The 12,953-nt window shown below is 56.5% G+C and carries 11 protein-coding genes; 7 read left to right on the top strand and 4 right to left on the bottom strand.

Annotated features, from left to right (window positions below):
* The first annotated feature begins 55 nt into the window (after positions 1-55).
* The 6 genes from ACPOL_RS08070 (at position 56) to pgeF (ending at position 7,528) form a co-directional block, all read left to right on the top strand.
* Entirely contained in the window at positions 56-1,516 is a 1,461-nt protein-coding gene (locus tag ACPOL_RS08070; protein WP_114206597.1) for a PP2C family protein-serine/threonine phosphatase, read from the top strand.
* A gap of 186 nt (positions 1,517-1,702) precedes the next feature.
* Positions 1,703-2,032 carry a rhodanese-like domain-containing protein gene (locus ACPOL_RS08065; protein WP_114206596.1) on the top strand — a complete coding sequence of 110 codons (330 nt, stop codon included), beginning with the start codon at positions 1,703-1,705 and terminating at the stop codon, positions 2,030-2,032.
* A 78-nt stretch (positions 2,033-2,110) separates the two neighbouring features.
* The gene (locus ACPOL_RS08060; protein WP_161557253.1) at positions 2,111-3,295 is read left to right on the top strand and encodes an acyltransferase family protein; all 1,185 of its coding nucleotides are present in this window, start codon (positions 2,111-2,113) and stop codon (positions 3,293-3,295) included.
* Between the two features lie 144 nt (positions 3,296-3,439).
* On the top strand, positions 3,440-4,837 hold the full coding sequence (locus ACPOL_RS08055) for a dipeptidase (protein ID WP_114206594.1): 1,398 nt from the start codon (positions 3,440-3,442) through the stop codon (positions 4,835-4,837).
* Positions 4,838-4,935: 98 nt separating this feature from the next.
* Positions 4,936-6,312 (top strand): glycoside hydrolase family 27 protein, encoded by a 1,377-nt coding sequence (locus ACPOL_RS08050; protein WP_201759117.1) that lies wholly within the window; start codon positions 4,936-4,938, stop codon positions 6,310-6,312.
* A gap of 361 nt (positions 6,313-6,673) precedes the next feature.
* The gene (gene pgeF, locus ACPOL_RS08045; protein WP_114210702.1) at positions 6,674-7,528 is read left to right on the top strand and encodes a peptidoglycan editing factor PgeF; all 855 of its coding nucleotides are present in this window, start codon (positions 6,674-6,676) and stop codon (positions 7,526-7,528) included.
* A gap of 52 nt (positions 7,529-7,580) precedes the next feature.
* On the opposite strand, the gene ACPOL_RS08040 is transcribed toward pgeF, so the two are convergent.
* Positions 7,581-7,868 carry an HU family DNA-binding protein gene (locus ACPOL_RS08040; RefSeq protein ID WP_114206593.1) on the bottom strand — a complete coding sequence of 96 codons (288 nt, stop codon included), beginning with the start codon at positions 7,866-7,868 and terminating at the stop codon, positions 7,581-7,583.
* Positions 7,869-8,033: 165 nt separating this feature from the next.
* Positions 8,034-8,957 (bottom strand): signal peptide peptidase SppA, encoded by a 924-nt coding sequence (gene sppA / locus ACPOL_RS08035; RefSeq protein ID WP_114206592.1) that lies wholly within the window; start codon positions 8,955-8,957, stop codon positions 8,034-8,036.
* A gap of 154 nt (positions 8,958-9,111) precedes the next feature.
* Here sppA and ACPOL_RS08030 point away from each other — a divergent pair, with 154 nt between their 5' ends.
* Positions 9,112-9,888, top strand: coding sequence for a dolichyl-phosphate beta-glucosyltransferase (locus ACPOL_RS08030; RefSeq protein ID WP_114206591.1), 777 nt, complete (start codon positions 9,112-9,114; stop codon positions 9,886-9,888).
* A 138-nt stretch (positions 9,889-10,026) separates the two neighbouring features.
* Here the strand turns inward: ACPOL_RS08030 and ACPOL_RS08025 are convergent, their stop codons facing one another.
* Positions 10,027-11,271, bottom strand: a complete 1,245-nt coding sequence (locus tag ACPOL_RS08025) for a lactonase family protein (RefSeq protein ID WP_114206590.1) — start codon at positions 11,269-11,271, stop codon at positions 10,027-10,029.
* A 189-nt stretch (positions 11,272-11,460) separates the two neighbouring features.
* On the bottom strand, positions 11,461-12,834 hold the full coding sequence (locus ACPOL_RS08020) for a lactonase family protein (RefSeq protein WP_114206589.1): 1,374 nt from the start codon (positions 12,832-12,834) through the stop codon (positions 11,461-11,463).
* Positions 12,835-12,953 lie beyond the last annotated feature (119 nt).

The following is a 12,953-nucleotide window of genomic DNA, read 5'->3' as shown; positions in this document are numbered from 1 at the left end:
ACTGATCCGCGGCCGTGGCGATTCAAGGCTGACAAATGGTTTAAGATCGGGTCGCATGAACGCACCCGACCCACAATATTCGGCCAGCGAGATTCTACGGAGCATTCACCAAGATCAAGTGTATCTGTTTTTGGGATCGGCGTTCGTAACCGTCGGCATTGTGGCTGCGGGGTTCTCTCTGCTGCGCAGGCGATTGGATCCGCTGCTCCTTTGGCTGGCGCTGTTCGCTTTCCTCTACGGTACCCGCCTATGGACAGACACTGGTCTGATCCGGTTCGAGCTGCCTCACACTTCCTTTTTTTTAAATCTCGAGGTAGCGATCGGCTATCTGGTGCCGATCCCCGCCTTTTTCTTCTTCCGCGAAGCCGGATTTCTCACTCGTTTCTCCCGGATTTTAGTCCCTCTGCTAGCGGCAATCTTTCTGGCGCTGTTTGTCGCGGCTTTGCTGGGAGTATCGCGGTCTGAGCTCGACCTCATCAACGACACCATCGTGATTATGGCGACGATTGCGGGAGTCGTCCTCTCTTTCGGGCGGCGAAATGCTACCCCAGACTTCATCGTCATTCGGAGAGGCTTGCTGGTCTTTGCCGCTTTTGTGATTTATGGAAACATCAGCGGCTTATTGCACCGCTACCAGAGGGTCGAACCTTACGGCTTCGCTGTCTTTCTTGGTTGCCTGGGCTATGTCGCCGCCCGCCAGACTGTCGAGCGGGAGGCACAGTTCGGTGAAATCCAGAAAGAACTTGAGATTGCAAAGCGGATCCAGTTGTCCATTCTTCCCGGCAATTTTCCTGAATCCACTGATTTCAGTGTCACCGCCCGGTATCTTCCGATGACCTCAGTTGCCGGAGACTTTTATGATTTTCTGATCTCCGACAGCCGGGAAGCCGGCCTCCTGATCGCTGACGTCTCCGGGCATGGGGTACCAGCAGCGCTGATCGCTTCTATGGTAAAACTGGCAGCCAGCTCGCAACGAGACAATGTTCGCGATCCAGCGGAGTTGCTGCGAGGTATGAACCTCTCGCTTTGCGGCAACACCCAGCAGCAGTTCATTACCGCCGCCTATGTCCACCTCGATGCGAAGACGGGAGAATTGCGTTATTCAGCGGCCGGCCATCCTCCGATGCTTTTGCTTCGCAATGGGGAAGTGGTAGAGATAGAGGAAAACGGGTTAATGCTCGCCGCATTTACCTTTTCAGGCTACAGCAATCACGCATGCAGTTTGCAGCCGGGCGACCGTCTGCTGCTTTATACGGACGGCATCCTCGAAGCAGCCAATGAAGCCAAGGAGGAGTTTGGCCAGAAACGTCTACAGGCGCTGCTGCAGAAGAGCGCCGGTTTGCCACAGTCGCAAGCGGTCGAGCTTATCCTCTCTACGGTGCAGCAGTGGTCAGTCACCCAGGACGATGACTTGACGTTGTTGGTTTGCGACTATTCCCGGAAGAGCATCCGGTCGGAACAGAACGGTGGTTTGCCGGTGGCAGGGGGAGCCTCACTCGAGCTCTCAAATGGCTGACATCCGGGCATACTTGGCCTGTGCTTGTCCTGACGATGCTGGTCCTGCGAGCTTGAGAACGTTAGGCCGGTCGACCACGCCGCGGAAGTCTCTGCCTGAAGCCACGCACATAGGGCGGCCCTTGAATGGCCGCTGGTGTCGAACGACCCTACTTCTTTCATGAAGATGGTGTGTATCCTCAGAAATATGCTGGATGTTGAAATTTCTACCACTGAATTATCCTCCAAGATTTCCGCGGGTAAACCGCCGGACTTGGTGTTGCTCGACGTGCGTGAGCCCTGGGAATACGCAACCGCCAAGATTGAAGGCAGTGTGCTGGTGCCGATGGGGGAGATTCCGGGCCGCCTTCAGGAGTTCGATCCCGAAGACCACATTGTGACCATCTGCCATGCTGGCGTGCGCTCGATGAACGTGGCTGTATGGCTCCGCAATCAGGGTCTCGAAAAGGTGCAATCGTTGCGTGGAGGCATTGACGCCTGGTCGCGTGAGATTGATCCTCAAGTGCCTCGCTACTAAAGTTTTGCGCGGTGGGGTGCCGTTTGCGAGCGAGACAGTGTTGACAGGCCCGGAATTCCGACGCACGGGATGGCTGCAATGGTGGAACCCCTCTCCTTGAATCCCATGCAGGCCTCTCCGCCTCGGCCAGGACGTAACGTCCATCTGGACGCCATGCGGGGGCTGGCGGCGGTGAGCGTTGTCTGCACCCACATTCGCCAGACCTTCTTTGTGCCGTATCATCAGGCGGGTTCCGGGCTCCTGGTCAAATTCCTTTATATTGACCACTATCTGGTCCGGGCGGCGGTGATCTTCTTTTTCGTCCTGAGTGGGTATCTGGTCGGCATGTCGGTGCTCAATGCAATTGCGCAAGGGCGTTGGTCCTGGCGAGAATATCTGCTGAATCGCTTGAGCCGGCTCTATGTCGTCCTTATCCCGGCGTTGCTGCTGACGGCGGTCTTCGACTGGATTGGACGAATCAATCCGGTAAGCCGCTGGGCGTATTTCAACGATCTGTCTGAAGCGGGCTTCGCCACGGCACACTTCGACTCGTTTCGGGATTTCTTCGGCAGCCTCTTCTTCCTGCAGAACATTCATACCGGATGGTTCGGTTCCAATTCGCCGCTGTGGAGCCTGAGTTGCGAGTTCTGGTATTACGTCGTCTTTCCGTTTCTCGCTTTGACGCTGGTGCGCCGTTCTGGCTGGCTCTTCTGTCTCCTATTGCTTGCCGGAACGGGCTGGTTTCTCGGTAGCCAGGTGACCGCTCTGTTCCTTTGCTGGCTGGCGGGTGTAGCAATCGGGTTGTTGGCGAGGAAGCGTCTGCTCAACTCTCCGATCAGCCGGCGCCTGATCGGTGGCGCAGCCATTATGGCTCTACTACTCGCGGTAGTGGCATCGGGTGCTCATCGATTGAATGGATATGCAGCCGATTATGTCATCACCCTGATCGCCATGGCATTGATCTGGGTTGCACTGTCTTCCGCTCCCGCAGGGAGACCCTATGCCCTCCTCGCGGTCCTTCTTTCTGAGATGTCTTATACCCTTTATCTCACTCATCTGCCGTTCCTGCTGCTCATGCAGCGGCTGTGTTTTCGGGAGCGATTATGGCCGGCCGATCTGGTTCACCTGTGCCTTGCGCTGCTCCCCCTGGTCGCCGCGATTTTCTTTGCGTATGGCAATTATCTGCTCTTCGAATCGCATACGAATGATGTTCGCTGGTGGTTGAAGCGACGCTTGGAGAAGCTCGAATCGCACGCCGGGGCCGGGGTCACCGGGGGCCTGTGACGAGGCCGAGCTGAGGTGGGGAGGCCAGAGACCAGTTGAGTACAAAAACAAAGGTACTGTAAGGTATCGGCACTGGTTATGTAGGCTTATCGGGAAAAAGCCGACATTCCACTGGTGTAGATTCACTAGGGAGATCAAGCTTCTATGAGTACTAGCGACGTATCTGCGGCGGTCAGTTATTCACAAGCGAACCAACCGCGCTTTCTTGCGGAGTTGAAGTCGCTGCTTCGCATTCCCTCGATCTCGACGCTCCCCGAGCACGAGGGCGATGTTCGCCATGCTGCTGAAGTTTTAGCCGCCGAGCTGAAACGGATCGGCATGGAGCATGTCGAACTAATCGACGTTCCGACCAAAGGCGGGTTAAATCATCCACTTGTCTATGCGGACTGGCTTCATGCCGAGGGCAAGCCGACTTGCCTGGCCTACGGACACTATGATGTCCAGCCACCCGATCCTCTGGATGAGTGGATCTCACCGCCCTTCGAACCGGCTGAGCGGGACGGCAATATCTATGCTCGCGGCGCAGTAGACGATAAGGGCCAGATGTATATCCACGTCAAAGCCCTGGAATCTCTGCTAGCTGCGGACGGGAAGCTACCACTGAACGTGCGAGTCATTCTGGAAGGCGAGGAGGAGGTCGGGGGCGAATCGATTGCCAGTTTTGTGCGCGAACATCCGGAGCGGCTCAAAGCGGACTTTGCCCTGATATCCGATACTGAGATGTTTGCGCTGGGTTTGCCGACCCTGTGTGTGGGATTGCGGGGCATGATCTATACCGAGATCGAGGCGCGAGGCGCAAAGACCGATTTGCATTCGGGTATCTACGGCGGGGCGGCGCCGAATCCATTCATCGCGCTTGCGCAGATCATTGCGCAGCTCAAAGACGCCAGTGGCCGGATCCTGATTCCTGGGTTCTACGATCGGGTTGCCACGCCCTCAGCCGCCGAGCTGGCCGCATGGGAAAAGCTGCCTTTTAATGAAGAAGAGTACCGGAGGACCGAGGTAGGGTCTCCAGTGCTCACCGGCGAATCTGGCTATTCAGTCCTCGAACGTACCTGGGCCCGACCGACGCTCGATGTGCACGGAATGCCAGGCGGATTTATTGGCGCCGGTGCGAAGACGGTCATCCCTGCCAAAGCAGTTGCGAAGGTTTCGATGCGGCTGGTACCGGAGATGACTGCGGCTGAGAGCTTCGAGCGTTACAAGGCTTATGTCGAATCGCTCGCACCGAGCGGAATCACGCTCGATGTCCGGCTGATCCATTCAGGAGAGCCGCTGGTGATTGGCACCGCGAACGCTTATGTTCAAGCCGCCACCGAAGCGCTGCATGAAGTGTGGCACGCGGAGACTGTATTCATTCGCTCTGGTGGGTCGATCCCAATCGTTGGGGATTTTGAGCGGCACTTGAAGATCCCTAGTATTATGATGGGCTTCGGCCTGCCGGATGACAATCTTCACGCGCCAAATGAGAAATTTCACCTGGCCAATTTCTATCGAGGCATTGAGTCGGTGATTCGTTTCTTCGAAACAGTTGGAAAGTAGCAGGAGCTGACCGGTGCCGGTCTGCCGTAGGTAGGCAACGCGTTCATGGGTAACTGCGGCCCGTATCAGCAGGCAGGCGAACATTCTGGAGGGTTGGCATGCGTGCCAAAGGTCGGGTTTACTCTTGGGTTTTGACTCCAGTGACGTGCTTCATTGTCGCGGTTGCCGCGCTTTCTCAGCCTCCAAACCCGCTGCTTGCTCCCACTCCGCCCATGGGGTGGAATAGTTGGGACGCATATGCGCAAAACATCACCGAGGCCCAGGTGAAGGAGAACGCCGATTTCCTGGCAAAGAACCTTAAACAGTTTGGATGGAACTACGTTGTCATCGATGAGGGATGGTATCTTCCCGATCCCGGCCCGAGCACTCAAGAGAACAAAGGCTTTGTGATGGATCCCGAGGGCCGGTTTCTGCCTTCGCTAGTGCGGTTTCCCTCGGCGGCCGACGGAGTCGGCTTCAGGCCTATGGGCGACTACCTCCACGCTGAGGGTCTGAAATTCGGGATTCACATCCTGCGTGGAATTCCGAAGGAGGCAGTCGCCAGGAACCTCCCGATCGCCGGAACCAGCTTCCACGCTACCGACGCCGCCGACCAGTCCGACACCTGCCCCTGGAACACATACGCTTACGGGGTGAAGGACAATGCTGCCGGACAAGCGTACTACGACTCTCTGGCCAAGCAGTACGCCGGCTGGGGTGTCGATTTTATCAAGGTCGACTGCATCGCTGACCATCCCTACAAAGGCGACGAGATCCGTATGATCCGGCAGGCTTTAAACAAGACGGGCAGACCCATCGTTTTGAGTCTTTCTCCTGGGCCGACAAATGTAAGTCACGCCGACGAAGTGAGGAAGTATGCCGAGATGTGGCGAATCTCTGACGACTTCTGGGACCACTGGGGAGTTTGGCCGAAGCATGAGTTCTCCCAGGGCTTGCTGCAGCAATTCAAGAACGCTGCCGATTGGGCGCCGCACACCGGCGATGGACATTGGGCAGACGCTGACATGCTTCCGATTGGCCATCTCGGCCCGCATCCGGGAGAGGGTGATGTGCGCAATTCGATGTTCACTGAGGATGAAGCCCGAACCCTGCTGACGTTCTGGTGCATCTTCCGCTCGCCGTTAATGATTGGGGCAAATTTAACCGCGACGGATCCAGCGACCCTGGGGCTACTCACCAATCCCGAAGTAATTGAAGTGGACCAGCATTCCCAAGGTAATCGGCCGATCATTACTAATGAGAAAGAAGTGCTATGGATCGCGGCTGGCGAAGATGGTCGCAGTCATTACATCGCCGTTGTAAACTCCAGCAATGTTGAACGCACTTACGACCATTCATGGGCAGAGTTGGGGCTTCAAGGGAGTAGTTACGAGGTGAGAGATCTCTGGCGGCGAAGAGAAGAAGGCAAGGCGGATCACCTGCATGTCGTCCTATCGCCGCACGCAGCTATGCTCCTTAAAGCCACAAAGCGGTAAAAAGAACGAGAAATCAGTTAAATGAAATCTTTCTCACAAGGATGACATCCTTTCGGAGGGACAAGTGCATCATGTAAAGATACAAGCAGGGGTATTTCAAAGTTCTTTCCAACCGTAACATCGTTGTATCTCTTCACCGATGGTTCGCCGAAGGCGAACTCCCTCACTGCAAGTCTAGGTTATCCTCCCTAATACCTCTGGAGCGGGCCCGCTGGAAAGCGGGCCCGATAGCTCTACCGGGATGCATGAAAACCAGATCCTACCGGCGAGAGCCTCTTCCCCGATCCCGGCGCCATCAGATTGGCGGATCGTTTTGAGTTCAGACTTCCCCTCTTCGAGCGCTTTAGCCGCGCCGGCTTCAATGGCTCGTGTTGACCCTATTTCAAACGGGCGTTCACCCGAGATACTTCGCGTTGTTGGATGGGAAAGCCTTCACTGGCTGCGGCATGGCTTCAGTACCAGGAGCGGCGGGGTTAGCCGGCTCTTGCCCGAAAAACCGGATACCGGCGAACTGAATCTCGGCTTTACTGCGAGTGATAATGCTGCAGCCGTCATCGAGAACCGAAATCTTTTTTCGCGGGCGTTGCTGCTGAGTTCCGGCCATGGAAGCGCTGCCGCTATTCCCGATAAGCCGTTTGGCATGGTCACGCTGAAGCAGATGCATTCCTCCCTGGTACGCCGGGTCGCCGCGTTGGACGCCGCGGATAGAGCCGTGTTGTGGGGCGACGGATTGATCACCCGCGAGCCGGGACTCTTGTTGGGAATTCAGACCGCGGACTGCCTACCCGTGCTGGTGGTGGATCGAAAGCAGCACGCGGTGGGCGCGTTTCATGCCGGGTGGCGAGGGACGCTTAAGGGGATTGTCGAGCGGGGCATTCGGGAGATGGGGACGGAGTTCGGCAGCGTGCCGGAGGACCTCACCGCAGCCATCGGCCCTGGCATCGGAAAATGCTGCTTTCAGGTGGGCGCAGAAGTCAAACGACACTTCGCGGCCAAGTTTTCTTATGCAGAGGCGCTGTTCAGTTGGTCAGATGGGCTCAAGCTTGACCTGGTGGAGGCGAATCGGCAACAACTCCTTGCGGCAGGCGTCCGTGCCGAGGAGATTCACAACCTCACCGAATGCACGCGCTGCCGGACTGACCGGTTTTTCTCTTACCGTGCCGAACACGGCACGACTGGCCGGATGATGGCGGCTATCGGAATGCTGGCCGAATGATCTGATTGGTCTCGAGTTTGGGCCAGCGCATGCTTATTTGGGCTTTGCAGGCTCACTCTTTAGCTTTAGGGTTGACCAGATCGCGGAGTTCTTTACTCGGCTTGAAATAGGGAACGCGCTTCGCCGGGACATCCACTCTTGCCCCGGTTTTCGGATTTCTACCGATACGTGGCTTGCGCTGACGGATGCGAAAGCTGCCGAAGCCGCGGATTTCGATTTTGTCTCCCGATCTGAGTGCCCCGATCACGGAATCGAAGATGGTGTCCACAATGACTTCACCGTCGCGGCGGGTGAGGTTGCCGAGCTGCGTCACTTCCTCCACCAAGTCTGCCTTAGTCATAGCTGAATGCTCTCCGAATCTTTGTCAAGAATACGGTATTTTCCGCACAACCTGAATAGATGCAGCAAATTAAAAGGAGACGAGGAAAATGAAGGCCGGGGACTGTCATCTCGCAAGTCGATTTCATGCGCTACCGGGCGACGTCGGTTTCAGGTCTCTACGGCATCACCGCCACAGGAAATAGAAGCCCACGTTCCTTTCCAGCAGTTTTTCTGGGCCTGGAAAGAGATCGCCCGGACTGGTAAGAGCATCGAGCAGAGTTTTACGCTTGTTCACGGGTTTTACCACCTGGGGCTCGCCTGAGATACCGACTTGTTTGGCGGTAGCCAGCAGAGTGTCCCGGAAGCTGCCGATCGAGTCGATGAGGTGAAGGGGGAGCGCCTGCTGGCCTGTCCACACCTGGCCAGTCGCCAGCGGTTGGATCTGGGCCGCAGTCTGGGAACGCCCGGCAGCAACGTCCTCAATGAACTGGGTGTGCATATTGTCGACCAGGCCTTGCATATATGCTGCCTCCTTCGGAGTAAGGTCGCGAGTTGGGGATCCGGCGTCCTTTAGTTCGCCCGCCTTGATGGTGACGTTCTTCAGCTTTGCCCATTTGAGTAGATCGCCGTAGTTGGTGTATTCCATAATGACGCCGATGCTGCCAACGATGCTGGCTCGATTGGCATAGATTTTGCCGGTGCCGGCCGCAATATAGTAGGCGCCGCTCGCGCCCACACTTTCAATGCTGGCAACAATCGGCTTCTTTTTCTCGCTGCGAATGCGACGAACCTCTTCGTAGATCTCTTGGGAGGCGGCCGCGCCACCTCCCGGGGAGTCAATGTGCAAAATGATGGCCTTGATGGAGTTGTCGTCCGCGAACTTACGTAGCTGGTCGACCGGCGTCTCAGCGTTCAGAATTACTCCATCTACGTCGATGACGCCGATGCCGCCAGCTCCTAGTCCAGCGCCAAGCGACGGCATCTGGCCGCCGCTGGCAGTGTGAACGATGGCATAGGCCAGACCGACAACGACCGCCAAGAATAGGGCGAAAAGGGAGCCGCCGATCAGGACCCAGAACCAGGTGGAACGCTTCTGTTGTTCATTCATAGCCGGGAGTGTAGCATCTATGAGTCAATCTTAGGGTTTAACCGAGCGTGGCATTTCGATAAAGTCGAGACATTTGTCTTTCGGGTGCTGCAATTGGTTGTCTAAATAAGAGCAGCGGGTTTGATTCAATCGCTGAGCATGCGCCAGAGGAACTATGACTTCGGAACCCACATTGAGTATCATCATCCCGGCTTACAACGAGAGGGCGCGAATTGGCCCTGCGCTGGAGCAGGTGCTGGCGTGTATTCAACAGAAAAAGTGGCCAGCAGAGGTGATCGTCGTCAATGACGGATCAAAGGACGGGACGGCCGACATTGTTCGCGCGATCGCGTCGAAAAATTCCATCATCCGGATGATCGAAAACCCCTCCAATTGCGGCAAGGGATATAGCGTGCGCAACGGAATGCTCCATGCTGCAGGCGACATCCTCATGTTTACCGATGCCGACCTTTCAGCGCCGATCGAAGAGGCCGAGCGACTGTTTGCGGCCATTCGCGACGGGGCGGATATTGCTATCGGTTCACGCTGGCTCGACCGGGGAAGACAAACCAAGCATCAACCTTTCTACCGCCAGATGTTCGGCCGCTGCTTCAATGCCGTCACCCGCTTCGTCATGGGGCTGCCCTTCGCAGATACCCAGTGTGGATTTAAGGCGTTCCGTCGTGATGTCGCTTACACGGTCTTTCAGCTGCAGCGGATCGAACGCTGGGGATTTGACCCGGAACTGCTGTTCATCGCGATCAAGCGCGGCTATAGCATCCGCGAGGTCCCGGTGACCTGGGGTCATGATGAGCGAAGCCGCCTCAGTTATTTGAAGGATGGACTCAAAATGCTGGAGGAGCTGGTCTATATACGCTGGAACGCGATGACCGGAGTGTACAGCCGCGACGTCAGCGCATTTCAGCCAGAGGTCCCGGTACCGAAAAGTTGACTTCGGCAGCAATTTAAAAGCCGGCGGGACCCATTCCCGCGACCTTTCCCGGAGATCATTGCTGCTTTGGATTTACACATAAGAGAAAAGCCCTCGCGCTGACGCAGCGCGAGGGCTTTTTGTTGCCGCTCGAAATGATTAAGTTGTTGGTGTGGAGATAGCGTGATTGCCGTGCGGTGTCGCTGCAATGCACGTCGGCTGCCCGGCGGCGACGAACGGAGTGTTCTGTACCGTGGTCAGAGTTCCGGCATTCGGATCGAGGTGCAATCCGGAGACGGTGTTATCGAGGAAGTTGGTGGTGTAGACGTAGCGGCCCAGCGCCGGCTCGACAAAGACGCAGGTGGGGCCGGTCCCGACCCCGTAGGTGCCGGCTGCAGCCACTCCCGTGGGATACCCGGTAGAGACATTGATCGTATAGGCACTGATGTCGTTGCCGGTGTAATTGGCGACGTAGATGAACTGGCCTCGGGGGTCGATGGTGATGGCATCCGGAAAGACATCGGTGCGGGTGGGACCATTCTGAGAAGGAATAATTGCACCAGAGGACTGCACTGTATAACTGATGAGCTGATTGTTCGCGCTATCGGTTACGTAGAGGAAGAGTCCGCGTGGCGTGCTGGCGATGGCACTGGGCGTCGTGCCAGCGGCGAAAGTACCATCGGATTGCGGGCCCGCTATCGGAGTTAGCGCGCCGCCGGAACCGACGCCAAACGCCGAGATGCTTCCCAGGCCGGTCGAAGCGTTCGCATTCGCAACGTAGATATAAGACGCGCCGGGCGAGGTTGCATTTACGGGATTCTGGGTGAGCGAATTGACCGCGACTGGATTCAAAACGTTGGTCAATGTAGTGCTCAATGGGTAGTACGAAAGATTGCCGTTGGCGACAGGAGCGCCAAGGCTGCCGTCGGTATTGATCGGATAAACGATCACCGCCCCAGGGCCTGGGTTCGCAGCGGTGTATTGCGGCTGATAGGTGTCGGTGACGAAGAGCAATGTTCCAGCGGTGTTGATGGCGACGGCGTTCGGAAAAGTACCGGGCGTGTTGTAGGTATGCTGCGGATAGAGCTTCGCGTCGGTGCCGATACTGTACTGAACGATGGTGTTGTCATCGTGGAAGATTACATACAGGTTCTTGAAATTGGGTGACGTCACCAGAGCCACGGGATTCCTATAGGACGTCATATAGGGAGAGTCGGGAATCTGGGTCAAGGCGCCGGATTCCGAATCCGCGTAGTAGACGTTGATCTGTCCCGGATTATTTTTGGAATTGGTGACGAAGACGTAATCGATCGTGTTGCTGACACCACATGCGGAGATCCCTGCCGCCATACCAAGGGACACAACAGCGGCCAGCGAGGCCCGCCCGAATTTCCTGAACTTCATGCGCTTCCTTCGTCCCGGACCACCAGTGCTGGAGCGGGGCTGCCGTTGCAGCGGAACTATTTCGGGATTACTCCCAGGTTGAATTGTAAAAGCTCAAAGAGCTTTCGGCTAGCCAGGTGTCGTCGAATCGTCTAGATAAGGCACGGCCCGCTTACATGCGGGCCGTGTGAGGCAAATCCTTCTTGGCTGTTACTGGGTACGGCCGCTGGCGGCGCACCAGGTTGGATTACCCACGGTTGGGTAGCTGGTCGCGACGCGAAGCGGGTTAAGGACACCGGCATTGGTATCGATGATATTGCCGACGACCGTACTGTCATTGAAGCCGGCGGTATAGATGAATTGGTTCGAAGGATCCTCCAACATGCACCGGGGTCCGGAGCCGACATTCTTGAATGGTTCACCGGCGATGAACTGGAGCCTGCCCGAGGTCGGGTCGATAGTGAACGCCGAGATCTCGCTGAATGGCTGAGTCATCGAGGTGTTCCCGCTATTGGCGACATAGAGGAACTTGGTTTTGCTGTCGGTAATGAGAAGGGAGGGACCGACGGCCGTAGGGTCATTGCAGATGTTGCCGGTGCTCAGCGTCGCCAGGGTCCCGCCCGTAGTTACCGTATAAGGCAATATCTGGGTGGGGGCCGAAACTCCGTTTGTGTCCATACAGGCAACCGGCCCGGCATCGAGCAGGTAGACATACTTGCCGGTCGGATCGCTGTTGATGTAAGTGAGGTGCGCAGCATTGGTCTGCAGCGGCGCGTTCTGGGTCAAGGTCAATTGCCCATTGGTCGTGCTCTGCGAGTAGGAGAAGACGCTCTGCACATCGTTGTTGCTGGTGCTGCCCTGCTGAATGGTAAAGATAAAGCCGCCCACCAGCTTGAACTCGGTAGGGAAGCAGCCAATCGGAAAATAGGTAAGCTGACCGGGTCCGGTCGGATTGCCGACCTGCTGGTTGGTAATCAGCGAGAGACGTCCGGTAGTCGGATCAATTTGATATGCGCTGATATCACCGGTGGGGTAATATCTTCCATCCGCGGCGTTGAGACAAGGCGTATTCGCCGTCTGCGTCGTGGTTGAATTGATGGGAAGCAACCCTCCGCTGCCACCGGTGTTGAAAGTCCCGTAATTGTCCAGGACATACAGGTGAGATCCGCTGGTGTCGGTGAGGATCGACAGCGAGTTGTTTCCCTGGGAGGCGTAGCTGGCCTGAAAGGTAAGGGTGCCATCTCCACCGATTTGAAAGAGTGAAACGTTGCTGGCAGTGCCCGTCGTCGTGCCGTCGCTGTTATAGGTAAAAGTGCCCTGATTGAGGACGTAGAGGAAGCGACCGCCGGAGAGCACCAACGCACGGACTGGATTTGTCCCGTTGGAGCCGAAAGGCGACTTTTTGACAGGGGTGAGCTTGCCGGTCTCGTTGTTGATGTTAAAACCGGAGATCTGGTTATATTGCGAGCCGGTGACGTACAGGTAGCCAACGGTGAAACTGTTGCTGCACGAAGTTACTCCAATACCGAGACCAACAGACACAACTAGGGCCAGAAGAACCTGACCGACTTTCCTGAACTTCATGCGCTTCCTTCGTCCCGTGCCAGACGATAGCTGACGCGGAGGCTGCTCTGCAGCGGGCTGTTTCGGGATGGCTCAGGATCGCTCCCTTGCCGAACACTAAGCTGAATTGTAAAAGGTGG

Source organism: Acidisarcina polymorpha (assembly GCF_003330725.1).
GTDB lineage: Bacteria > Acidobacteriota > Terriglobia > Terriglobales > Acidobacteriaceae > Acidisarcina > Acidisarcina polymorpha.
Note: the sequence above shows the minus strand (reverse complement) of the source record. Positions and strands in the feature narration are given on the sequence as shown.

Excerpts from the sequence above, each read along its gene's own strand:
- ACPOL_RS08070 (WP_114206597.1), top strand. The coding sequence starts at position 56 with ATGAACGCACCCGACCCACAATATTCGGCCAGCGAGATTCTACGGAGC.
- ACPOL_RS08065 (WP_114206596.1), top strand. The coding sequence starts at position 1,703 with ATGCTGGATGTTGAAATTTCTACCACTGAATTATCCTCCAAGATTTCC.
- ACPOL_RS08060 (WP_161557253.1), top strand. The coding sequence starts at position 2,111 with ATGGTGGAACCCCTCTCCTTGAATCCCATGCAGGCCTCTCCGCCTCGG.
- ACPOL_RS08055 (WP_114206594.1), top strand. The coding sequence starts at position 3,440 with ATGAGTACTAGCGACGTATCTGCGGCGGTCAGTTATTCACAAGCGAAC.
- ACPOL_RS08050 (WP_201759117.1), top strand. The coding sequence starts at position 4,936 with ATGCGTGCCAAAGGTCGGGTTTACTCTTGGGTTTTGACTCCAGTGACG.
- pgeF (WP_114210702.1), top strand. The coding sequence starts at position 6,674 with ATGGCTCGTGTTGACCCTATTTCAAACGGGCGTTCACCCGAGATACTT.
- ACPOL_RS08040 (WP_114206593.1), bottom strand. The coding sequence starts at position 7,868 with ATGACTAAGGCAGACTTGGTGGAGGAAGTGACGCAGCTCGGCAACCTC.
- sppA (WP_114206592.1), bottom strand. The coding sequence starts at position 8,957 with ATGAATGAACAACAGAAGCGTTCCACCTGGTTCTGGGTCCTGATCGGC.
- ACPOL_RS08030 (WP_114206591.1), top strand. The coding sequence starts at position 9,112 with ATGACTTCGGAACCCACATTGAGTATCATCATCCCGGCTTACAACGAG.
- ACPOL_RS08025 (WP_114206590.1), bottom strand. The coding sequence starts at position 11,271 with ATGAAGTTCAGGAAATTCGGGCGGGCCTCGCTGGCCGCTGTTGTGTCC.
- ACPOL_RS08020 (WP_114206589.1), bottom strand. The coding sequence starts at position 12,834 with ATGAAGTTCAGGAAAGTCGGTCAGGTTCTTCTGGCCCTAGTTGTGTCT.